Annotated in this window: 17 protein-coding genes and 2 tRNA genes; 12 read left to right on the top strand and 7 right to left on the bottom strand. The window is 70.4% G+C overall.

All coding sequences use genetic code 11. The features are described from left to right. The 4 genes from NCC78_RS11070 to NCC78_RS11055 all read right to left on the bottom strand — a co-directional run. The coding region (locus NCC78_RS11070) for a hypothetical protein (RefSeq protein WP_250794049.1) at positions 1-215 on the bottom strand (215 nt) is incomplete at its 3' end. 109 nt (positions 216-324) lie between these two features. Continuing rightward, positions 325-1,398: a sugar phosphate isomerase/epimerase family protein gene (locus NCC78_RS11065; RefSeq protein ID WP_250794047.1), complete on the bottom strand. Its 1,074-nt coding sequence runs from the start codon at positions 1,396-1,398 to the stop codon at positions 325-327. 76 nt (positions 1,399-1,474) lie between these two features. Continuing rightward, positions 1,475-4,795: a ThuA domain-containing protein gene (locus NCC78_RS11060; protein WP_250794045.1), complete on the bottom strand. Its 3,321-nt coding sequence runs from the start codon at positions 4,793-4,795 to the stop codon at positions 1,475-1,477. Between the two features lie 325 nt (positions 4,796-5,120). Beyond that, positions 5,121-5,531, bottom strand: coding sequence for a hypothetical protein (locus NCC78_RS11055; RefSeq protein ID WP_250794043.1), 411 nt, complete (start codon positions 5,529-5,531; stop codon positions 5,121-5,123). Between the two features lie 271 nt (positions 5,532-5,802). Between NCC78_RS11055 and NCC78_RS11050 the strand changes: the two genes are divergently transcribed. From NCC78_RS11050 to NCC78_RS11025, 6 genes are all read left to right on the top strand, one after another. Further along, positions 5,803-5,875, top strand: a tRNA-Asn gene (locus NCC78_RS11050). A gap of 186 nt (positions 5,876-6,061) precedes the next feature. Further along, entirely contained in the window at positions 6,062-8,182 is a 2,121-nt protein-coding gene (locus NCC78_RS11045; protein WP_250794041.1) for an MMPL family transporter, read from the top strand. After that, the gene (locus tag NCC78_RS11040) at positions 8,172-9,410 is read left to right on the top strand and encodes an NAD(P)/FAD-dependent oxidoreductase (RefSeq protein ID WP_250794039.1); all 1,239 of its coding nucleotides are present in this window, start codon (positions 8,172-8,174) and stop codon (positions 9,408-9,410) included. The genes NCC78_RS11045 and NCC78_RS11040 overlap by 11 nt, the downstream gene beginning before the upstream one ends. A gap of 45 nt (positions 9,411-9,455) precedes the next feature. After that, a complete protein-coding gene (locus NCC78_RS11035; protein ID WP_250794038.1) occupies positions 9,456-10,409 on the top strand; it encodes a hypothetical protein in 954 nt (317 codons plus the stop codon). After that, positions 10,406-12,103 (top strand): M16 family metallopeptidase, encoded by a 1,698-nt coding sequence (locus NCC78_RS11030; protein WP_250794037.1) that lies wholly within the window; start codon positions 10,406-10,408, stop codon positions 12,101-12,103. The genes NCC78_RS11035 and NCC78_RS11030 overlap by 4 nt, the downstream gene beginning before the upstream one ends. Before the next feature lie 59 nt (positions 12,104-12,162). Next, a tRNA-Ile gene (locus tag NCC78_RS11025) sits at positions 12,163-12,239 on the top strand. Positions 12,240-12,253: 14 nt separating this feature from the next. Here the strand turns inward: NCC78_RS11025 and NCC78_RS11020 are convergent. Together NCC78_RS11020 and NCC78_RS11015 are read right to left on the bottom strand one after the other, a co-directional pair. Continuing rightward, entirely contained in the window at positions 12,254-12,679 is a 426-nt protein-coding gene (locus NCC78_RS11020) for a tyrosine-type recombinase/integrase (protein ID WP_250794036.1), read from the bottom strand. A gap of 529 nt (positions 12,680-13,208) precedes the next feature. Then, positions 13,209-13,946 (bottom strand): hypothetical protein, encoded by a 738-nt coding sequence (locus NCC78_RS11015; protein ID WP_250794027.1) that lies wholly within the window; start codon positions 13,944-13,946, stop codon positions 13,209-13,211. Positions 13,947-14,796: 850 nt separating this feature from the next. Here NCC78_RS11015 and NCC78_RS11010 point away from each other — a divergent pair. The 6 genes from NCC78_RS11010 to NCC78_RS10985 all read left to right on the top strand — a co-directional run bounded on the left by NCC78_RS11010 (position 14,797) and on the right by NCC78_RS10985 (position 20,046). Beyond that, a complete protein-coding gene (locus tag NCC78_RS11010; protein ID WP_250794025.1) occupies positions 14,797-15,558 on the top strand; it encodes an ABC transporter permease in 762 nt (253 codons plus the stop codon). Then, positions 15,555-16,796, top strand: a complete 1,242-nt coding sequence (locus NCC78_RS11005) for a betaine/proline/choline family ABC transporter ATP-binding protein (protein ID WP_308220894.1) — start codon at positions 15,555-15,557, stop codon at positions 16,794-16,796. Before NCC78_RS11010 ends, NCC78_RS11005 begins: the two co-directional genes overlap by 4 nt. Continuing rightward, positions 16,793-17,575, top strand: a complete 783-nt coding sequence (locus NCC78_RS11000; RefSeq protein ID WP_250794023.1) for an ABC transporter permease — start codon at positions 16,793-16,795, stop codon at positions 17,573-17,575. Before NCC78_RS11005 ends, NCC78_RS11000 begins: the two co-directional genes overlap by 4 nt. Before the next feature lie 61 nt (positions 17,576-17,636). Next, positions 17,637-18,620 (top strand): glycine betaine ABC transporter substrate-binding protein, encoded by a 984-nt coding sequence (locus NCC78_RS10995; protein WP_250794021.1) that lies wholly within the window; start codon positions 17,637-17,639, stop codon positions 18,618-18,620. A gap of 425 nt (positions 18,621-19,045) precedes the next feature. Beyond that, a complete protein-coding gene (locus tag NCC78_RS10990) occupies positions 19,046-19,762 on the top strand; it encodes a cytidylate kinase family protein (RefSeq protein ID WP_250794019.1) in 717 nt (238 codons plus the stop codon). A gap of 140 nt (positions 19,763-19,902) precedes the next feature. Continuing rightward, positions 19,903-20,046, top strand: a complete 144-nt coding sequence (locus tag NCC78_RS10985; protein ID WP_250794017.1) for a hypothetical protein — start codon at positions 19,903-19,905, stop codon at positions 20,044-20,046. 1,035 nt (positions 20,047-21,081) lie between these two features. Here the strand turns inward: NCC78_RS10985 and NCC78_RS10980 are convergent. Beyond that, a partial coding sequence (locus tag NCC78_RS10980) for a hypothetical protein (RefSeq protein ID WP_372495113.1) occupies positions 21,082-21,363 on the bottom strand: 282 nt, incomplete at its 5' end.

Here is a 21,363-nt window from a genome sequence, read left to right as displayed (position 1 = left end):
TCGTCAACGAGGAACCGCGGAATGGGCACCGACCGGCGCTGGTGATTCTTCGGCGTGCCCTCGACCAGCTCCCCGCCAACCTCCGCGAACGCCACGGCGACCGTCACCGGACGTCGCAGCAGATCCACCCGAGACACCCGCGAGCGCGGGCCGCCGTCGCGCAGCAGCTTCACCAGCCGCGCCTGGTACGCGTTCTCCGGTCGGACGGGGACCATCTCCATCACCTCCGGCCGGGAGTCTTCCATGCCGGTGTTTCGGCCGCGTGGCGCGAGGGGCCGCACCCGGTGAACCCGGATGCGGCCCCTCGATCGACGGTCGGGTCCGTCAGCCCCGCAGACCCGACATGTGCTGGTAGCTGAGCTCCGCGTAGCGCAGGGACCGGCCCGGGTCGGCGGTGCCGCCCGGGGCGTTGTCCTGCTCCCACATCGGGTTGTGGTAACCCTTGGCGCCCATGTTGGCGAAGAAGTTGCCGTAGTCGATGTCGCCCTGGCCGAGCGGCACCATGTCGTAGCCAGCGCTGCTGGCCGGGTTGAACGCGCCGTCCTTAGCGTGGAACAGCGGGAACCGGATCGGCTGCGCCGCCACGGTGGCCAACGGGTCGAAGATGTCCGTCTGGGCCACGCCGTCCGGGTCGGTGTAGGTCTTGAACCGGTGCTGGGCCACGTGCGCCCAGTAGATGTCCATCTCGAACCAGACGTACTCGGGTTCGGTGAGTCCGATGAAGTACTCCAGCTTCCGGACCCCGGAGGACCGGGTCGGCCGGCCCAGCGCGTCGAGCGGCCCGCTGTCGAGCAGGAAGTTGTACGCCGCGTCGTGGTTGTGGGTGTAGAGCTTGAGCCCCCGCGCGGCGGCCACCTGACCGAGGGTGTTCCAGCGCTCCGCCGCGGCGTCCCAGTCGGCCTTGAAGTTGCTGCCGGTCGGATCGTTGCCGGTGCCGATGTGGGTCATGCCCAGCGTCTCGGCGATGTCGAGCTGCTGCTCGAACGCGGCGAGGGTGGTCGGGGTGATGGTGCTCGGGATGGAGGCGTGCGAGCCGTTGGCGCGCAGCCCGTTGTCGTCGAGGATCTTGCGGATCTCGGCGGCGGTGATCTGCCGGCCCAGGATCGAGGTGTGCTGGTTGTAGCCGGCGAACTCGACCTCCTTGTAGCCGATCTCGGCGAGCCGGGCGAGCACCCGCTCGAAGCCGTACGGGACCCCGGTGGCGTCCGGGGCGGCGCCGATGCGGTCGCGGACGCTGTAGAGGATGATGCCGCGCTTGCCGGTCGGCACGAGCAGTCCGTTGCCGTCGGCTCCGGCCGCGGGCGTCCAGCCGGCGGCGCCGACTGCCGCGGCGCCGGCGACGCCGGCGAACGCGCCGAGGATCCGGCGACGGCTCATTCCGTGCTGTCTGTCGTTCATCTGCTGCCCTTCTCGGTGCTGGTGACGGGTGGTTCGGGCCGGGGCCGCCGGGCGGCGGCCCCGGCCACGGCGGCCGCTAGGGTGCGACGCCGATGCCCTGGCCGGTGAACTCGATCCAGTTGAGGTTGCCGAAACCGCTGGTCGGGCCGCCGGGGACGGTCTTGAAGACGAGGTAGAGCCGGTGCGTGCCGCCCGGGTCGGTGATCGGCACGGTCGTGCTGGTGAAGGCGTTGTTGCCGCTGGTCGCGTTGACCGTGGCGGTGCTCAGCAGCGGGCCGGTGGGGGAGTCGAGCCGGAACTCGACGCCGAACCGGGGTTGCCCGGCGGTGGCCGCGCTGCCGCCGGAGGTACGCAGCGTGACCGACTGCATGTTCTGCAGGTTCACGGTGTTGTTGACCGCGATCCAGTCGCCCGGGTCGAGGCTGCCGCGCTGCTGCCCGCCGCCGGTGTCCGCGCTGGTGCCGACGGTGGTGCCGGACTCGTTGGCGGCGAACTCGACCTCCTGCCGTTTGGCCTGGATGATCTGCTGGTCGACGGTGGTCAGCGCCGGTTGGCCGTTGGCCCCGCCGTCGGTGTAGGACGCGCTGACCACGCCGTAGATGTAGCCGCCGTGGGACGCGTCGTCGGCGTCGGTGGGCAGCACCCCGGAGCAGCCGAACTGGTTGGCCTCGCCGTGGCCGTGCTGGTCGTGGCCGAGGACGAAGGTCACCTCGACCTTGGCGCAGTCGACCGGCCCGTCCTCCGGGTCGGTGACGGTCACCGACCACGGGATGCCGTCGCCCCAGCTGAAGAAGCCGCCTTCGAGCGGGGTGGTGACCGTGACGGTCGGCGCGGTGTTGCCGACGGTGATGGTGGTGTTCGCCGACGCGGTCTTGCCGCTGGAGTCCCGCACCGTCAGCCGGGCGGTGTACACGCCGTTGGCGGTGTAGGTGTGCGTCGGGTTCGGGTCGACCGAGTCGGTGCTGCCGTTGCCGTCGAAGTCCCAGGCGAACGAGATGGAGTCCGCCGGGTCGGGGTCCTTCGACCCCTCGCTGGAGAAGGCGACGGTCAGCGGCGCGATGCCGTTGGTGGGCGTCGCCGTCAGCACGGCGTTCGGCGCCCGCAGGCCCTTGACGTAGCTGAACTTCAGCATCGCCGCGTCGGGGTTGATGTTGAAGAACCCGTCGCCGTACGTCAGCAGGTAGAAGTTGCCGTCCGGTCCCCACCGCATGTCCATTGGGTTGTCGCAGAGGAACGGCCTGGTCGTGGTGGTGGGCGCCTGGCCGCAGTTCAGCACGTTGTTGATCTTCAGGATGTCGCCCTTGGAGTCCAGCCGGACCTCCTTGAGGGTGTCCCGGGTGAACTCGCCGAAGAAGATCGCGCCGTCGTAGTACTCGGGGAACTTCGTCTCCGACCTCAGCTCCGGGTCGAAGTCGTAGCGCGCCGCCCCGTGCGGTCCGACGCCGCCGGTGCCGAGTTCGGGGAAGAGCACCGGGCAGGTCTGCGTCGGCGTCGACAGGTACGACTCCGGGCACGGCGTCGGTGCCTGGAACGAGTACCAGAGCTCGGACTTCTCCACCGCCGGCAGGTCGGTCAGGCCGGTGTTGTGCCGGGAGGTGTTCTTCGGCGCCGCGCAGTCGAACGGCGCGACGGGCGAGATCGGGCTCGTCGTCCAGTTCATCTCGATGTACGGCAGGTTCGGCTGCACGCACATCGGCCAGCCGTAGTTCGCCGGCTTGTCGACCACCATCATCCGGCCGGTGCCCGCCGGTCCCCGCCCGACCGCCGCGGTCGAGGAGTCGGGGGAGTAGTCGGTGACGTGCGCGACGTCGTTCTTGTCGAGGGTGATCCGGAACGGGTTCCGCAGCCCCATCGCGTAGATCTCCGGCCGGGTCTTCTCGGTGCCGGCCGGGAAGAGGTTGCCCGCCGGCACGGTGTACGAGCCGTCCGCCCCCACCGCGATCCGCAGGACCTTGCCCCGCAGGTCGTTGGTGTTGGTCGAGCTGCGCCGGGCGTCCACGAAGGGCGCCTGGTAGACGCCGGTGGCGCTGACCGAGTCGTTGTGTGGCGAGAAGCCGCCGGAGCCGCCGCCACCGGCCGGGGTGTCGTCCCCGGTGACCAGCCAGAGGTTGTTCTTCGAGTCGAAGGCGATGTCCCCGGCCACGTGGCAGCAGGCGCCCCGGTCCACCGGCACCTGGAGGATCTTCTGCTCGGTGCTCAGGTCGAGCGACGGGGTGTCCCCGTCGACGAACTTGTACCGGGAGAGCTGGAAGTATCCCTTCCACCGGTCCCAGGTGGCGGGGTCGGTGCTGGTGGTCGGCGCGCCCCCGGTCGGGGTGTCCAACGGCGGCGCGTAGTAGAGGTAGACCCACCGGTTGGTGGCGAAGTCCCGGTCGACCGCCGGGCCGTACATCCCGTCCTCGCTGTGGGTGTAGACGGGGATCTGGGCCAGCACGGTGGTCTCGTTGCTTCCCGGGTCGTGCAGGCGTACGCCGCCGCGCCGGTCGGTCTGGATCACCCGGCCGTCGGGGAGCACGTCGAAGCCGATCGGCTCGTTGACGTTGGGCTGCGCCCCGACCACCGTCATCTGGTAGTTGGCCAGCACGGTCGCGCCGCAGTCGCCGTCGGTCACGCCGGCCGCCCACTGGATCGCGCCCCCGAGGTGGGCACGCAGGTCGGTGCTGCCGAAGCTCTCCGGCGTCGCACCCAGTCCGGTGTAGAAGGATCGGCCGCCCTGGTGGTCCTTGCACCAGGTGACCGGGTGGTCGAAGCCCATCGACCCGCCGGTGTACGTCTTCTCGTCCACCGTGGCCAGCACGTGCGAGACGCCCCGGACGTTGGCCGCGAAGTTGTACCAGCGGTCGGTGTGGGTCCACCGCTCCGGCAGCCGCTCGGAGGCGGGGTGCACCCGATCGGCGACGGTGACGGTGGCGGGGCCCGCCGCCGTGGCGGCGCCGGTCGCCCGGGTACCGAGGACGTTGTCCAGGAAGGACCAGCCCGGCTCGGCCTCGATCGCCGAGTGGACGCCGACGAAGCCGCCGCCGTCGCGGTAGTACTGCTCGAACGCGGCCTGCTGGCCGTTGGTGAGGATGTCGCCGGAGGTGTTCAGGAACACCACCGCGCGGAACTGCTTGAGGTGGGACTCGTCGAACTTACGGGCGTCGTCGGTCACCTCCACGGTGAACCGCCGGTCGTTGCCCAACTGCCGGACCGCGTCGACGCCGGCCTCGGTGGCGGCGTGGGCGCCGCCGGCGGACCGGGTGAAGACGAGGACCTTGTACTCGATGCCGTTGCTGGTGGGTGCCGGGGCGGCGAGCGCCGGCGCCGGTTGCTGCGACGCGGTCGCGACGAGTGTCGCGCCGACGAGGGTGAGAAGGCTGAGGTAGGTGGTGGCCCTTCGGGCTGTCGGTCTGCGCATCGAACCTCGCTCTGGTTGGGCGGGTCCGCCTCAGCGCCGTCGCTGAGGAGGTCGCTAGGAGTACCAAGAGCCTGGCCAGGTTCTACGCAGGACGATATTTGCGACTGGGACCAAAGAGAAGAGGTTGGCGGCAGAAGTTTTTACCGAACGGTGCGAACTTTTGCTTCAAATCGCCGAAAGTTGCACCGGGTGGTGGGCGGGGCCCCTGACCTGCCCATCGATACGCGCCGGTGCGTACGCCGCCGGGTGGCCCGAGTCCGACGGTGGGTGGAGACGCCAGCGGGCCGGTCGTCACTGTGACGACCGGCCCGCTGGAGGGTGCGTTCTAGAGGGTGCTGCCGTTGGTGCCCGAGCCGGACGACTTGCCGCGGGGCGTGGTGGCCGACCCGGAGGTCGAGCCGGTGGGGCCGGTGCTCGTCGAGCCGGAGCCCGCCTTCGCCCCGACCGTGGCCGGCGTGCCGGCGAACGCGTCGTCAGCGGCGGTCAGCTCCTGCTTGTGGCTGCCGTTGCCGCTGCCGAGCTTCTCGCCCAGCTTGGACTGGCCGAGCTTGTCCTTGCCCTCGCTGTAGAGCCGGTTCGCCTGGGCCTGCGCGACACCCGCCGCCTCCTGGACGGTCGGGTGGTCGAGCACCTTGCGGCCCCGGATCACCAGCTCCTCGTACTTTTCCCGGCCGGCACGGGCGCCCAGGACGAATCCCGCAGCCAGCCCGCCAAGAAACATGATCTTTCCGCGCATGGCGGCTCCTTCCGTACCTGACGCGCCGTCGTCTGGCGGGTTACCCCGCCGGGAGCGACCAATTCGCGCCTGCGTCCTCTGTCCGCAGCTAACTACCCATCCTGCTCTCCGCTCATACCTCCTTGTGCCCCGATGACGATTTGTCTGGTTTATTCGCTCCGGCTCGGGGCGCGGCCGGAGGAGCAACCCCCTGGACCAACACCCCCGTGAGTCCTGTACTCTTGTCCCCGTCGCACGGCGCGGAGAGATCCGGGTCGTACGACAAGCGCGGTCCCCCGTAGCTCAATTGGCAGAGCAGCCGGCTGTTAACCGGCAGGTTTTTGGTTCGAGTCCAAACGGGGGAGCTTCTCCACCTGACGCCCGTCGGCCCCGCCGACGGGCGTTCGTCGTTCCCGCCCTCATCCCTCCCGCCCGCGGCCGGTCGCCGGGCGGTTTCCCGCACCCCGGGCGGGCTCGCCCGGCAGGATGGTCGATGTCGACTTAGACTCCCGCTGCGTCGGTTGGTGCGTCGATTGTTGGGGTGAGGGCGGATGTCCGGAAGAGGGGGCCGCGGCAGGGCCACGCTGATCGCGGCGGCGCTCGTGCTCGCCTGGCTGGTCATCGGTGGGGTCGCCGGGCCGTTCTCCGGCAAGCTCGGCGAGGTCGCCACGAACGACAACGCCTCGTTCCTGCCCACCGACGCCGAGGGGACCCGGGCCCAGGAGCTCGCCGGGAAGTTCGTCGAGCGGCAGAGCATCCCGGCGCTGGTGGTCTACGAGCGCGTCGCGGGCATCACCGACGCCGACAAACAGCGGGTCGCCGCGGACGCCGTCCGTTTCGCCCAGCTGCCCGGGGTGATCGGCCCACTGCCACCGCCGATCCCCAGCGAGGACGGGCAGGCCCTCCAGGTGGTGGTGCCGATCGACGACGCGGAGGGCGAGGCGATCGGCGCGGTCGTCGAGGAGGTGCGCGCCATCGCCGGTGGCCACCGCGACGGGCTGACCGTCGACGTGGCCGGGCCGGCGGGCCTGCTCGCCGACCTGATCGAGGTCTTCTCCGCCATCGACGGCACGCTGCTGCTGGTCACCCTCTGCGTGGTGCTGGTCATCCTGCTGATCGTCTACCGCAGCCCGGTGCTCTGGATCTTCCCGCTGCTCGCCGCCGGCATGTCGTACGCGCTGGCGTCGGTCTTCGTCTACCTGCTCGCCGACGCCGACGTGATCAAGCTCAACGGGCAGGCGCAGGGCATCCTCACCGTGCTCGTCTTCGGCGCCGGCACCGACTACGCCCTGCTGCTGGTCGCCCGCTACCGCGAGGAGCTGCACCGGCACGAGCGCCCCTGGGACGCGATGCGGACCGCCTGGAAGGGCGCCGCCCCGGCGATCATCGCCTCCGGCGGCACGGTCATCCTCAGCCTGCTCTGCCTGCTGCTGTCCAGCCTGAACTCCAACCGGGCGCTCGGCCCCGTCGCCGCCATCGGCATCGCCGCCACCCTGCTGGTGATGCTCACCTTCCTGCCCGCCCTGCTGGTGCTCGGCGGCCGGTGGGCGTTCTGGCCCCGCCGGCCCCGACCGGACCAGGCCGACCCGCAGACCGAGCTTGGCCTCTGGAGCCGGATCGCCGGCTTCGTGGCCCGCCGGTCCCGGCCGGTCTGGCTGCTCACCGCCCTCGCGCTGGGCGCGCTCGCGTTCGGCCTGACCCAGCTCAACGTCACCACCCTCGGCCAGAGCGACCTGTTCACCGAGCGGACCGACTCGGTCGCCGGTCAGGAGGTGATCGCCCGGCACTACCCGGCCGGCACCGGCAGCCCGGCCACCATCTTCACCACGCAGCAGACCGCCGAGCAGGCCGCCCGGGTGGCCCAGGGCGTGCCGGGAGTGGCCGCCGTGCGCCCCGTCACCGGCGACCGGGCCGGCCCGCCCGACCCCGGCGCGCCGCCGAAGGTGGTCGACGGCACGGTGCAGCTGGAGGCGACGCTCGCCGACCCGCCGGACTCCGACGGCGCCGAGCGCGCCATCCGGGACCTGCGGACCGCCGTGCACGCGGTGCCCGGTTCCGACTCCGTGGTGGGCGGCTTCACCGCGATCAACGTGGACACCTCGGACGCCTCCCGACGCGACCAGAACGTGATCATCCCGGTGGTGCTGGTGGTCATCGCGATCATCCTGGCCCTGCTGCTGCGGGCCATCCTCACGCCGATCCTGCTGATCGCGACCGTGCTGCTCAGCTTCGCCGCCACCCTCGGCCTCTGCGCCCTGATCTTCCGGTACGTCCTGGACTTCCCCGGCGTGGACGCCTCGTTCCCGCTCTTCGCCTTCGTCTTCCTGGTCGCCCTCGGCATCGACTACAACATCTTCCTGATGAGCCGGGTGCGGGAGGAGTCGGTCCGGCGGGGCACCCGGGCCGGCGTGCTGGCCGGCCTCGCCGTCACCGGCGGCGTGATCACCTCCGCCGGCATCGTGCTCGCCGCGACCTTCTCCGCGCTGGCCGTGCTTCCGCTGGTGGTGCTGGTCGAGTTGGGCGTGGCCGTCGCGGTCGGGGTGCTGATCGACACCATCGTCGTCCGCTCGCTGCTGGTGCCCGCGCTGGCGTACGACATCGGGCCGAAGATCTGGTGGCCGAGCCGGCTGTCCCGGTCCAACGGTGAGCGGGAGGCGCGCGATGCTCGCTGAGACCGACGTCGTGGTCGTCGGCGGCGGCCTGGCCGGGCTGGCCGCGGCCCGGCGGCTGCACCGCGCGGGCGTGCCCTGGCGGCTGCTGGAGGCCGGCGGCCGGCTCGGCGGGCGGGTCGCCACCGACGCCGTCGACGGCTACCTGCTGGACCGGGGCTTCCAGGTGCTCAACACCGCCTACCCGCGGCTCGGCACGCTGCTCGACACCGACCGGCTCGACCTCGGTCACTTCACCTCCGGGGTGCTGGTGCGCAAGGGCGACGACCTGATCCGGCTGGTCAACCCGCTGCGCGAGCCGACCGGGGGGCCGCGCACCGCGCTGGCCGGGATCGGCTCGCTGCTCGACCGGCTGAGGTTCGCCGCGCTCGCCACCGGCTCCGCCACCCTGCCGACCGGGCGGCTGCTCGCCGCGCCGGAGACCACCACCGAGGAGGCGCTGCGCTCAGCCGGCCTCTCCGACGCGATCATCGAGGAGCTGCTGCGCCCGTTCCTCTCCGGCGTTCTCATCGACCGGGAGCTGGAAACCTCCAGCCACGTGCTGGCGATGGTGCTGCGCTCCTTCGCCCGCGGCCGGATCGGCCTGCCGGCCGAGGGCATGGCGGCGCTGCCCCGGGCGATCGCCGACCCGCTGCCCGCCGACCTGATCGAGCTGGACACCCCGGTCGCCGAGGTGCTCCCCGGCCGGGTCCGCACCCAGGCCGGCGACATCCGCTGCCGCGCCGTCGTGGTCGCCGTCGACCCGCCGGCGGCGGCCACGCTGCTGCCCGCCCTGCCAGCAGTACGCATGCACAGCTACACGACGTACTACCACAGCAGCCAGGAGGCGCCGCTGGACGAGCCGATCCTGCTCGTCGACGGCGACCGCCGCGAGATCGTGGCGAACACGGTGGTGATCAGCCGGGCAGCGCCGACGTACGCGCCGGCCGGGCGGCACCTGGTGGCCACCTCGGTGGTCGGCCCGTCGGCCCCGCCCGAGCCGGCCGTACGGGCCGAACTGGCCCGGCTCTACGGACGCTCCACCGCCGACTGGACCCACCTGACCACCGTGTCCATCCCGGACGCGCTGCCCGCCGCGCCGCCGCCGCAGGGACGGCTGCGCAAGCCGGTGGCGCTCGGCGAGGGCCTGTTCGTCGCGGGGGACCACCGCGACAGCCCCTCCATCCAGGGCGCGCTGGCCAGCGGCTGGCGTACCGCCGGAGCGGTCCTGGTGGAGCTGCGTACCGGCTGAAAAGGGGGGTCACGGTGGCGTAGATGATCACTTATGATCCTCGCCATGCCCGCACCCCTCCCGCCGCCCAACTTCGACGCCGCGGCGGCGTACCCCCAGGTCAGCCAGGTGCGCGCGGCCCTCGCGGCACGCGACTGGCCGGCCCTGCACGCGCTCGTCGACGGGCAGGACCCGCACGGGCGCACCTTCCTCGTCGGCGAGGCCGGTGAGACCCCCGACATCGAGGAGTTCCTCCGCGGGGTGCTCGCCCAACGGCCCGACGACCGGCTCGCCGGCACCCTGCTCGGGGCGTACCTGATCCGGGCCGGCTGGCGGATCCGCTCCTCCTACCGGGCCCAGCACGTCAGCCGCGAGCAGTTCGCCCAGTTCCACGCCCACCTGCGCCGGGCCGAGCAGGTGCTCATCGACGTCACCGCCCGGTACCCCGACGACCCGGCCGCGTGGACCCAACGGATCACCAACGCACGCGGGTTGCAGCTCGGCCAGGCCGAGGCGCGCCGCCGCTACGACCAACTGGCCAAGCACCACCCGCACCACCTGCCGGCGCAGGCGTCGCTGCTCCAGCAGTTCTGCCCGAAGTGGAGCGGCACCTGGGAGCGGGCGCACGGCTTCGCCCGGGAGTGCGCCGACGCCGCCCCGCCCGGCGCCCCGAACGCGGTGCTGGTGGTCGAGGCCCACCTGGAGCAGGCCCTCGACCACGACGACCTCGGCAAGATCAGCGCCCACCTGCGCAGCCCGCACGTGCACCGGGAGATCCACGAGGCGGCACAGCGCTCCGTCTGGCACCCCGGGTTCCGCAACGGCTGGGGCTGGGTCTGGGTGCGCAGCATCTTCGCGATGGCCTTCTGCCTGATGGAAGAGTACCCGGCGGCGGCGCAGCAGTTCGCCGCGATGGGGCCGCTCGGCGACGAGGCGATGTTCGGCTACCTCGACGGCGACTCGACCAAGCAGTTCCAGCGGTTCCGCGACAAGGCGTACGCGAAGGGCGGGCAGTCATGATCCAGCACCTGGACGTGGACGGGGTGCCCACGCTGCTGGCCCCCACCGGCGGGCCGATGCGCGCCGGGCTGACCTTCCGGGTCGGCACCGCCGACGAGACGCTGGCCCGCAGCGGCATCACCCACCTGCTGGAACACCTCGCGCTCGCCCCGCTCGGGCTGGCCGACTACCACTTCAACGGCGCCACCGCGCCGGTCTTCACCACCTTCCACATGCAGGGCTCCGAGCAGGACATCGCCACCTTCCTCACCGCCGTCTGCGCCAACCTGACCCAGCTGCCGACCCAGCGGCTGGAGGTGGAGAAGGAGATCCTGCGCACCGAGTACAGCAGCCGGGGCGGCTCCGCACTGGAGAGCATCCCGCTGTGGCGGCACGGCGCCCGCGACCACGGGCTGAGCAGCTACCCCGAGTGGGGGCTCTCCGCGCTCACCGCCGACGACCTGCGGCAGTGGGCGGCCCGCTGGTTCACCCGGGAGAACGCGGTGCTCTGGATCGCCGGGGCCGCGGTGCCCGCCGGGCTGCGGCTGGCCCTGCCCGCGGGCGTACGCCAGCCGGTGCCGGCCGCGTCGTCGGCGCTGCCGCAGACCCCCGCGTACTTCGTCAACGGCTCGCGGGCCGTGGTGCTCGACGCGGTGGTGCGGCGGCGGACCGCCGCGAGCGTCTTCGCCGACGTGCTGGAGCGCGAGCTGTACCGCGCGCTGCGCCAGGACGGCGGGCTCTCCTACCAGACCACCGCCGGCTACGACCCGCGCGGCGACGGGTACGCCACGCTGCGCGCCCTCGCCGACGCGCTGCCCGAGAAGCAGGACGCGGTGCTCGGCGGCTTCGTCGACACCCTCGCCAAGCTGCGGGTCGGCCGGATCGAGCAGGCCGACCTGGACGCGTGCGTCGCCAAGCGGGAGGACTTCCTCGGCACCGCCGAGGTGGACGCCGCCCGGCTGCCCTCGTACGCCTTCAACGTGCTCACCGGGGAGCGCAACCTCACCGTCGACGAGCACCGGGCCGAGCTGAAGGCGGTCACCACCGCCGACCTGCACGAGGTGGCGCAGGAGGTGACCTCCACCGCGCTGCTGATGGTGCCCGAGTGCCACAGCGCCGACTGGGCCGGCTTCACCGAGGCGCCCACCCGCTCCGCGCAGGCCGTCGCCGGCACCGCGTACAAGGAGAAGGAGGGCGACGGCGAGCTGCGCGTCGGGGTCGACGGGGTGAGCTGGCTCGGCCAGGGCGGCCCGCTCACCGTCAAGTACGCCGAGTGCGCCGTCCTGCTCGCCTGGCCCGACGGCGCCCGGCAGCTCATCGGCGCCGACGCCATCTCGATGCGGATCGAACCCACCCTGTACGACCTGCACCCCGGCGCGATCCGGGTGATCGACTCCCAGGTCCCCGCCGACCGCCAGGTGGTCATGCCGGCCCGCGACCCGGACCGCATCCCACAGCCGCGCTCCGCCGCGGCCTCCGCGCAGCGGCGGGAACCCGTCAAGCGCTCCTGGTGGGAGATCCCGTTGATGGTCGTCAGCGCCCTGGCGGTGCTGGTGGTCGGCGGGGCGAACGCCCTGCTGACCCTCGGCATGTTCATCACCGAGACCGCCGAGAGCGACGAGGGGTGGTTGTGGGGCGTCATCGTGGTGGGATGGCTGCTCACTGTTATCCTCGCGTTGCCCATCGTGCTGCTTCGGCGACGACGGCGTCGGTGACGGCGTGGTTTCGTGCTGGCCGCTGATCGACCGGGCGGGATAAGATCCGGCGCGGTGCCGGGGCGGTAGCTCAGCCGGTTAGAGCAGGGGACTCATAATCCCTCGGTCGCGGGTTCGAGTCCCGCCCGCCCCACCACGCAAAACCCCTGGTCAGCCATGCTGCCGGCGACCCGGACGAACCGCGTCAAGATCCGGCCCGACGCCGTCAGTCCGCATTGAGTCCGCAGCCGCACGACCCGCCGCCCGGTCGAGGCGGTCCGCCACCTGGTCCAGGTCGTCCTCGAACAGGTCCGCGTACACGTCCAGCGTCATCGCCGCCGAGGCATGCCCGAGCATCCGCTGCACCGCCTTCACGTTGGCGCCCTCAGCCACCGCCAGACTGGCCGCCGTGTGCCGCAGCTCGTGCGGCGTCAGACCCGCGAGCCCGATCGACTCCGCAGCCCGATCGAAGACCCTGCGGCGGAAGTTGTTGTTCCGCAGCACCTCGCCGGCCGGCGACGTGAACACCAGCTCGTCACAGGCGCGGCCGGCGACCTGTGCGGCCATCGGCTCGACCAGGAACCGGGGGAGTGGCACCCGACCGGCGTTGGTGCGTCTTCGGCGTGCCGAACCGCGCGTCCGTTGACCTCGGTCACCGACTCCGCCACGAGCAGCCGACGCTTCACGAGGTCCACGCGCCGCATCCGTAGCGCGGCCAGCTTGCCCCAGCGAAGCCCCGTGTAGGCGAGCACCCGGATGATCAGCCCGTGCGGCTCTGCCGCCGCCGCCAGCTCGCCCACCTGGCCGTGCGTCAGGAACACCTTTTCGGCGCGGCCCACCCGTGGCAGTCGCACACCTGCCGCGACGTTGCGAGTCAACCGACCGTCCCGGACGGCCAGAGCCAGCAGCAACGAGAACACCCGGTGAGCTTGCCGAACAGCCCGTCGTGCCGGGAATGTTAATCCGCGCCGCCGCTTCGCCGTAGGCGGCGAGGGCCTTCTCGTAGCTGGGGCGCGCCGACTCGCATTACGGAAGAAGCGGTGCGGCACGAGCTCGGCGATGCTGTCGAGCAGCGCCTCACGGAGCTGGCCGAGGTCGCCGCCTGTCCGCTCGATCCCGTCCGTGGTCACGAGGTCGCCGGGGCGCGGCCTCGACGGGCTGCTTCCGGAAGCACGCCGGGCGGGATGATGCCGAACCAGGCTCCGGCGGCGGCCATCGAGGCGACGAGGTACGCCACCCACCACCCGAGCAGCGCCCACACACCCTGGGCGACGGCGCCGCCCAGGCAGGGCACGACGAGCAGGAGAAAAAGGTAGGCCAGACGGCCGTGCGAGAGCCTGTTCTCCTTCGGCAGCCTCCGGGCCTTGCGGAACGGAATGAGTCTGACTCCGTAGGGACGACGGCGCATTGTGAAACTCGCCGGCCAGAGCCGCCCGTACCCGGCCACGTCGACCACGCTGACGCCGGACCCGTGCCGGACCGTGGCCTGACGCGGCCTGGTCAGCTCGCGCAACCACGGTTCCCAGACGACGCGTTGGTGCAGGACACCGCCGTCCCGGCCGCTCACCGTCAGCCACACAGCGTATCCCTTGGGACTGGTGTCGATCCCGCCGGCGGCGCTCACGGCGTGCGCCGCGCCGGTGACCCGCCCCGCACTTCCCGGCTGCGGCGACTGCGCGAGATGCGCGGTCACCATGACGCGCCTCGCGGGAGCACGAGCGGCACCCCACCACTGCATCAGGCGGACGAGCCAGGACAGCACCAAAAGGGCTCCCGGAGCCAGCGCCACGAGGATGACGACCTCTCCGTGCTCGACCCGCGGGTCGGTACCCAGCCGGTACCCCAGCGCGATGAGGGCGGCCAACGCGACGACGCTGCCGATCACGACCATCGGCGCGCGAGCACGCCGATTCGCCAAGGTCGCTGCACTTCCGCTGCTGACCACCGCGTCGTCCTCCCCGTTCGCCCCTCCAGACGTCGCCGCGACGTTAGCAACGCCGAGCAAGGCTCACATCGCGCGTCCGTTCCAGATTTTCACCGCGTCGTACGGCGGTGGCAGGCTCTCGTGCAGTGCGGTGCGGTCGCGGACGGGCCCTGAGCCGATCGCTTCGAGCCGATGATGAGCGGGCGGTCCGCATCTGGTCCGCAAGAGGTCGACCGATAGCAGGGGAGCAGTGTGAGATGTCGAGAAGGGTTTCCGCTGCTAGACGCCCACACGCCCAGGTCGGCGGGGGGAGCAATTTGATCTCATAATCCCTCGGGCGCGGGTTCGAGTCCCGCCCGCCCCACTTCGATCCCTCATGCAAACGCCATGGAGCCGCGCCCCGGGTCGCCGAGCTGATGGCAGTCACCTGGCGCCGCCCACATCGATGTCACGCTGTCGCAGCATCGGACCCATTTCAGGCTCTGGTCCCGGGCCGGCCGAACTGACGAGGAGTCCATGGCGTACCGTGGCACCCCGCATGATCGCCTGTACAGAAGTTTCTGTACGGAAGGAGGAGCCGGACGAGCTGGTGGTGCGCCCAACCCTGTGTCGCTCGGCGTGCCCGTCAGAACTTCCCCGCTGATTTCTCCAACCCACTCCACGTCCCACACGGAGGGCCTTTGCCGGATGCCTACGCCCGAGATGTGATGGCCAACCGGCCATGGCAGGTCCAGCACCGTCGCGGCCATCTCTGGCCGGGGGCCTGCCAGCCGCCGAGAGGACGTGTCAGATGACCTTGTTCGAATATCTGGAAAGCCGCCGTGACCTGCTGGTCGCCCAGACCATCGAGCACGCCACGATCGTGCTGATGGCGATAGCGCTGGCGACGCTCATCGGCATGTCCATCGCCGTCCTCACCTACCGCCACCGCCGCGCCCGGGGGATCGCCGTCGCGGTCGCCGCAACTGTGCTGACCATTCCCTCCTTCGCGTTGCTCGGCCTGCTGATCACGCCGCTGGGCCTGGGGTACCTCCCCGCGTTGGTCGCGCTGACCCTTTATGCCCTGTTGCCGATCATCCGTAACACGGTGGTGGGACTGACCGAGATCGACCCCGCGCTGACCGAGGCCGCCCGCGGCATCGGGATGAGCTGGGTACGGTCGCTGTGCACGGTCGAGATACCGCTGGCCTGGCCGGTCATCCTGACCGGTATCCGGGTCTCCACCCAGATGACGATGGGCATCGCGGCGATCGCCGCGTACGTCGGCGGGCCGGGTCTGGGCAACCAGATCTTCTCCGGCCTGGCCAACCTCGGCGGCGTCAATTCGCTGAACCAGGCCCTGATCGGCACGCTCGGCGTGGTCGCCCTCGCCCTCGTCGTGGACCTCTGCCTGGGCCTGCTCGGTGTGCTGACCCGGGGCAACCGGGGCAACCGGCGGCCCCGCTCGCGGTCAACCGCGCCGTTAACCGCCGGGCAACCGGACTCCGCCACGGCGCTCGCCGGCACGCCGTCTCTCGCGGCCCCGTCCACCCCCCAGGGAGGCCAACGATGACCGCTGACGTGATGATCGAACTGCAACAGGTCAGTAAGCTCTACCGGGGACAGAAGACCCCCGCGGTCGAGGACGTCTCGATGACCATCCGGCGCGGCGAGATCGTCGTGCTGGTCGGCCCTTCCGGCTGCGGCAAGACCACCACCATGAAGATGATCAATCGATTGATTGAGCCCAGCTCCGGGCGGATCATGGTGGACGGATCCGACGTCACCTCGCTCAACCCGACCGAGCTGCGTCGGCGCATCGGGTACGTCATCCAGCAGGTCGGGCTCTTCCCGCACATGAGCGTGGCGACCAACGTCGGGTTGGTGCCGAAGATGCTCGGTTGGGACCGCAAGCGGATCGACGCCCGGGTGGACGAGCTGCTGCACCTGGTCGGGCTGGAGCCCGGCCAGTACCGGCACCGCCTGCCCCGCCAGCTTTCGGGCGGCCAGCAACAGCGCGTCGGGGTTGTCCGGGCGCTGGCTGCCGATCCGCCGGTGATGCTGATGGACGAGCCGTTCGGCGCCACCGATCCGTTGACCCGGGACCGGCTGCAGAACGAGTTCCTCCGGCTGCAGGAGAAGCTGCAGAAGACCATCGTCTTCGTCACCCACGACTTCGACGAGGCGATCAAGATGGGCAGCCGCATCGCGGTGCTCGGCGACCGGTCGAGCATCCGCCAGTTCGACACCCCCGAGCGGCTGCTGAGCAATCCCGTGGACAAGACGGTGGCCCAGTTCATCGGTGCCGGCGCCTCACTCAAACAGCTCAACCTGCGGCGGGTCGACGCGGTCGACTGGGACGAGGCAGAGCTGGTCCGGCTGGATGACTCGCCGACATCGGCGCTGCGCCGGTTGGACGAGACCGGTGAGTGGGCCGTACTGAGCGTCGACAGCGAGCGACGTCCCGTGCATTGGATCACCGCTCGGGACCTGGATCCGCATCAGGACAACCTGCGCGGGATCGGCGGACCGGCCACCGTGGTGGAACCCCGTGCCACGCTGCACGACGCGCTCGACGCGATGCTCAGCAGCAGCAGTGGTGCTGCCGTGGTGGTCGACGACGCCGGCCGGTACCGCGGCACCGTGACCATCGACCGGCTGATGCGGGCGATCGGTGAGATGCGCGAGACCGAGCGGCGCCGCGATCAGCCGGTGTCGGAGGCGCCGGAGACAGCGGACGGGCCGAGAGCCGATGCGGTGCCCGGGCAGCGCCGTGGCGCCCGGTCGGCGGCGGATCGGCAGACGCCATGAGTGTGGGTACCGTCGGCTCCGGTCAGCTCGCGGACGCCCCGCCATCGCGGTGGCGGCCTCTGCTGCGCCGGCATGCGACCATGCCCCTGGTGCTCGCGGCGGCGCTCCTCGCCACGTACCTCTGGGTGGGCTCGCTTGCCCTCGACGACATCGAGCGACGCTCGCTCAACGCCGGGCACCTGTTCCGGGTGACCGGCCAGCACGTCTCGATCTCCGCGATGACCGCCCTGCTGGTGGTGGTGATCGCGGTCAGCGCAGGCGTCCTGCTCACCCGCCCGGCGCTGCGCTGGCTGGCACCGTTCGTCACCGCTCTGGCCAACATCGGCCAGGCGACGCCGGCCATCGGGCTGCTGGTGCTGCTCAGTATCTGGCTGGGCATCGGCGCCGGCACCGCGTTGATCGGGCTGGTGGCCTATGCCGTGTTGCCCGTGCTGCGTAACACGATCGCCGGGATCAACCAGGTCGACCGGCATCTGATCGAGGCGGGTCGGGGCATCGGCATGTCCCCGCTCGCGGTCCTGCTCCGGGTCGAGTTGCCGCTGGCGGTACCGGTGATTTTCGCCGGCGTACGCACCGCGCTCGTGCTCGCGGTCGGGGTCGCCACGCTCGCCACCTTCATCGACGCGGGCGGACTCGGCGGATTGATCGTGACCGGGATCAAGCTTCAGCGTGATCCCGTCCTGATCACCGGTGCGGTACTCACCGCCGCTCTCGCCCTGACGCTGGACTGGCTCGGCGGTGTGATCGCCGATGTGCTCCGGCCGCCCGGGCTCGACTGATCCGCAGATCATCCACATCCCCTTTCCCCAACCGACGCCCCGTGCGTCGTGGAGGTCGTCAATGCGTACCCGGACACCCCTTTCCCGGCTGGCCGCCGGCACCGCACTCGTCGCGCTGGCACTGACCGGTTGCTCGGTCACCACGCAGGACTCCGGCGGGGAGGTGGCGGTCGGAGCGGGGTCGATCAAGAAGGACGACGCGCTCGCCGGCCAGACGCTCGTGGTCGGCTCCAAGGACTTCACCGAGAACATCGTTTTCGGTCACATCACCATGCTGGCGCTGAAGGCGGCGGGCGCGAACGTGACCGACAAGACCAACATCAAGGGGTCGGTCAACGTCCGCAAGGGGCTGCTCGCCGGCGAGATCGATGTGTACTGGGAGTACACCGGCACCGCCTGGATCACCTACCTGAACCACACCGATCCGATCCCGGACTCCCGTCAGCAGTACGACGCGGTGGTCAAGGAGGACAAGGAGAAGAACCAGGTCGTCTGGGGTGGCATCGCGCCGGCCAACAACACCTACGCGTTGGCGGTGCGTGCGGAGAAGGCCAAGGAGTGGAACCTGCGGACCCTGTCCGACCTCGCGGCGTTCGCCAAGAGCAAGCCGGCCGACGCGACTTTCTGCCTGGAGAGCGAGTTCGCCGGACGGAACGACGGGTGGCCCGGCCTGACGAAGATGTACGACATGAACCTGCCGAAGTCCAACATCAGGACCGTCGACACCGGAGTCGTCTACACCGAGACGAAGAAGGGCGAGTCCTGCAACTTCGGTGAGGTGTTCACCACCGACGGCCGGATCAGCAACCTCGACCTGGTGGTGCTGGAGGACGACAAGAGCTTCTTCCCGATCTACAACCCGGCGCTGACGGTCAACGGCGCGACGGCCGCCAAGTACCCGAGCCTGACCAAGATCCTTGAACCGATCACGGCCAAGCTCGACGACGACACCATCCGCAAGCTCAACGAGCGCGTCGACGTCAAGGGCGAGCCGGTGGCGCAGGTCGCCGCGGACTGGTTGAAGGAAGAGGGCTTCATCGCCTGATCTTCCGTGCGACCGCGAGCGGCTCCCCGGGCCCGGAGAGCCGCTCGCGGTCGAACCTGTCCAGGTCGATGGTTTGGTCGCCGCCAAGTCCAGTCCACCTACGCCAGTTGACGGATGAGCCTGGGCACTCGTGCCGCTCGACTGATCGTCGCCGCCTGACGACGCAGCTCGGGCGTTCATCGGCCTTGACCTGGTCCGATCCAGCGGAAGTGGAGTTCCGGCGATCGTGGCGGGGTGGTTCGCATGGTGGTACCTCCGGCTCACCGAGCGACCAGCGCCAGCATGACAGTCCGTTTGCGCCGCGACCGTAGCCTCTTTCGCCTGCGGCAATCTCGTTCACTCGGGGACTGGCGGGCGCGAAAAGGCTGGCGCGCATAAGGTCGGCTCGACACGGCGACCTTCGCGAGACTAGGACGGGGCAGGACATGGACCAAGGCACCCGCGACGAGTTGCTCGGCCGCTTGGCTGAGGCAGTCGGGTCCGTCACAGTCGCACACCCGACGCGGGTTGCCATCGACGGACCGCCCGCTGCCGGCAAGACCACCCTCGCCGACGAGCTGGCCGTCGTCTTGCGCGAACAGGGCCGCGACGTCATCCGCGCGACGATCGACGATTTCCTCTTCCCCCGGGCACAGCGCTATCCGCGCGGCGAGTACTCGGCCGAAGGCTGCTACTTCGACACCCACGACTACGGCGCGCTGAACCGGGTTCTGCTGGATCCGCTCGGCCCGGGCGGAGATCGACGCTTCCAACACGCGGTCTACGACCGCACCGCGGATACTATGCTGTCCCCGCCGGTCACGATTGCCCCAGCCGACGCCGTGCTGGTCTTCGACGGTGTCTTTCTCATGCGCCCGGAACTGGTTGATCGGTGGGATCTGCGCATCTTCGTGTCGACTGCCCTCGAGACGACCGTGGATCGTGCCGTGATCCGAGAGCGCCAGGTGTTATCTCGGGCCGAAATCGAACGGCGCTGGCGCGAGCGTTACATCCCCTCCCAACAGTTCTACTTCGCTACGGTCCGCCCGACCGATCACGTCGACATCATCGTGCACAACGACGAGCCCCAGCAGCCGATCTGGGAGAACCAAAACACACTGACCGTACTCAACTCGGCTATGTCAGTGCATCCACGCCGATAAGAAGCCCTTGTGAGTCGGCATGGACCGGCCGCGGCTAAATGAGCTCGTTCCCATACGACTGTGCCCTCGTTGTTTTGACCAGGTCGGGAGCGAAGCGCCGCACACCCATCGTGGTGGTGCGAGATCCGAGGACGGCACCCATGTCGGCGGAAGATCGGCAGCAGGCGATCACCGCCTTGGCCGTCATGATCTACGAGTGGTGGTCGGGCCACCAGGGCCGCAGCGCCGATGCTGTTTGTGGATCGGATCAGTCTGGCGGCGCTGCGGCGGGTGATCAGCGTTGAGCTGGTCAGGGCATGCGTCGGCGTACGGCCGTTAGCGTCACGATCGGCCCTTGAACAGCATGAATGCGGTTCGGGTTCTGCCACATCCGGTCCACCACACGAAACCCCTGGCCAGGCATGCTGCCGGCGACCCAGGCGAACCGCGTAAGGTCCGGGCCGACGCCGTCAGTGCGCGCTGAGTCCGCAGCGGCATGACCTGCCTTCCCACTACGGAGATGTGCCCGCGACGTATTGGACACAGCCGCGGAACGGATACCTCAGCGGCATCGTCAAGACGGGGCGCCAGCCGTATGACCTGGCAGTAACGGCGGTGCTGCTGCGCTGCCAGATGCTACTACCCGACGTCTTCGCGATAGCAAGCGACGGCGCTTGGGACGAGGAGTGGCTGTACGGCGCGACTGGCCCGATGCCGGGCGGACTCGGCGCTCGCACTGTCGTCGCTGAGCTCTTCGGGAACGTGCCGACCACCTCCCCGTTCGACCACAAACGCGCCCTCCTGCGGTGAGTACGGGCTCGACGGACAAGAGGAGCGCCGTGCGCGACGTGGACATCCCGGTCGAGGAGTCGTGGCGGCGGATCACCACCTGCGCGAAGCTGCTCGCCTCGTCCACGAGGTATCCGAAGTTCATGGTCCCGAGGCCGATCCGGCTGACCAGGAGACCCGAGCGTCCCAAGTGCCCATATGTCATCTCGTCGCTCATGCCGCGAGCGTACGTGCCGCCTCTGCGGCGAGAGGGGCCCTGCCGGGGCACCGCAACCGCATCCGCGACCTGGGCCGGAGATGGGTGCGGCCGATCCGGCTGATGGGCCGAAGCGCGCCGCTGTCGCAAACCACCTGGCAAACTTGTGTCGCGTGTCGACAGAGGACATCGGCCACCGGACGCAGAATGCCGAATTACTCTCTTCAGGATCAAGGCGGCCCGCGAGCGGGCCGCGCCGGCCGCGCCCGGCCTGCTGGCGGCGCAAGCGCCGGCATCGGCGCCTGAGCCCGCCCTCCGGTGCTGCCGAGGCCGTCGGCTCACTGATCCGCGTTGCTCAGCCGCCCGGTCCGGTCACCATGAGCGGGCGTACCGCCGGTTCGAGCAGCGACAAACTCCTCTGCTGCGCATCGAGGCCGACGCGGATGCCGACCGGCATCGGCAGATTCGGACCGGCGTGTCCGAACTCGACGTTGCCTAGGACCGGGATGTCACGGTCGCCGAGGACGTCGAGGACTATCTCGGGCAGGGTCGGGGACGCGTCGGGCGCCCCGAGCCCGTCGATCGCGTACGGGACGCCCACGACCATGCCGGAGATCCGATCGAGGATGCCGCAGTG

Source organism: Micromonospora phytophila (genome assembly GCF_023656545.1).
In the GTDB taxonomy this organism is placed as follows: domain Bacteria; phylum Actinomycetota; class Actinomycetes; order Mycobacteriales; family Micromonosporaceae; genus Micromonospora; species Micromonospora phytophila.
This window is presented reverse-complemented; position numbering and strand designations above follow the sequence as displayed.

Bases quoted from the DNA above. Each gene is read 5' to 3' on its own strand.
- NCC78_RS10995 (WP_250794021.1), top strand. From the start codon at position 17,637: ATGCGTACCCGGACACCCCTTTCCCGGCTGGCCGCCGGCACCGCACTC.
- NCC78_RS11030 (WP_250794037.1), top strand. From the start codon at position 10,406: ATGATCCAGCACCTGGACGTGGACGGGGTGCCCACGCTGCTGGCCCCC.
- NCC78_RS11040 (WP_250794039.1), top strand. From the start codon at position 8,172: ATGCTCGCTGAGACCGACGTCGTGGTCGTCGGCGGCGGCCTGGCCGGG.
- NCC78_RS11055 (WP_250794043.1), bottom strand. From the start codon at position 5,531: ATGCGCGGAAAGATCATGTTTCTTGGCGGGCTGGCTGCGGGATTCGTC.
- NCC78_RS10985 (WP_250794017.1), top strand. From the start codon at position 19,903: ATGTCGGCGGAAGATCGGCAGCAGGCGATCACCGCCTTGGCCGTCATG.
- NCC78_RS11010 (WP_250794025.1), top strand. From the start codon at position 14,797: ATGACCTTGTTCGAATATCTGGAAAGCCGCCGTGACCTGCTGGTCGCC.
- NCC78_RS11005 (WP_308220894.1), top strand. From the start codon at position 15,555: ATGACCGCTGACGTGATGATCGAACTGCAACAGGTCAGTAAGCTCTAC.
- NCC78_RS11065 (WP_250794047.1), bottom strand. From the start codon at position 1,398: ATGAACGACAGACAGCACGGAATGAGCCGTCGCCGGATCCTCGGCGCG.
- NCC78_RS11000 (WP_250794023.1), top strand. From the start codon at position 16,793: ATGAGTGTGGGTACCGTCGGCTCCGGTCAGCTCGCGGACGCCCCGCCA.
- NCC78_RS11035 (WP_250794038.1), top strand. From the start codon at position 9,456: ATGCCCGCACCCCTCCCGCCGCCCAACTTCGACGCCGCGGCGGCGTAC.
- NCC78_RS11045 (WP_250794041.1), top strand. From the start codon at position 6,062: ATGTCCGGAAGAGGGGGCCGCGGCAGGGCCACGCTGATCGCGGCGGCG.
- NCC78_RS11060 (WP_250794045.1), bottom strand. From the start codon at position 4,795: ATGCGCAGACCGACAGCCCGAAGGGCCACCACCTACCTCAGCCTTCTC.
- NCC78_RS10990 (WP_250794019.1), top strand. From the start codon at position 19,046: ATGGACCAAGGCACCCGCGACGAGTTGCTCGGCCGCTTGGCTGAGGCA.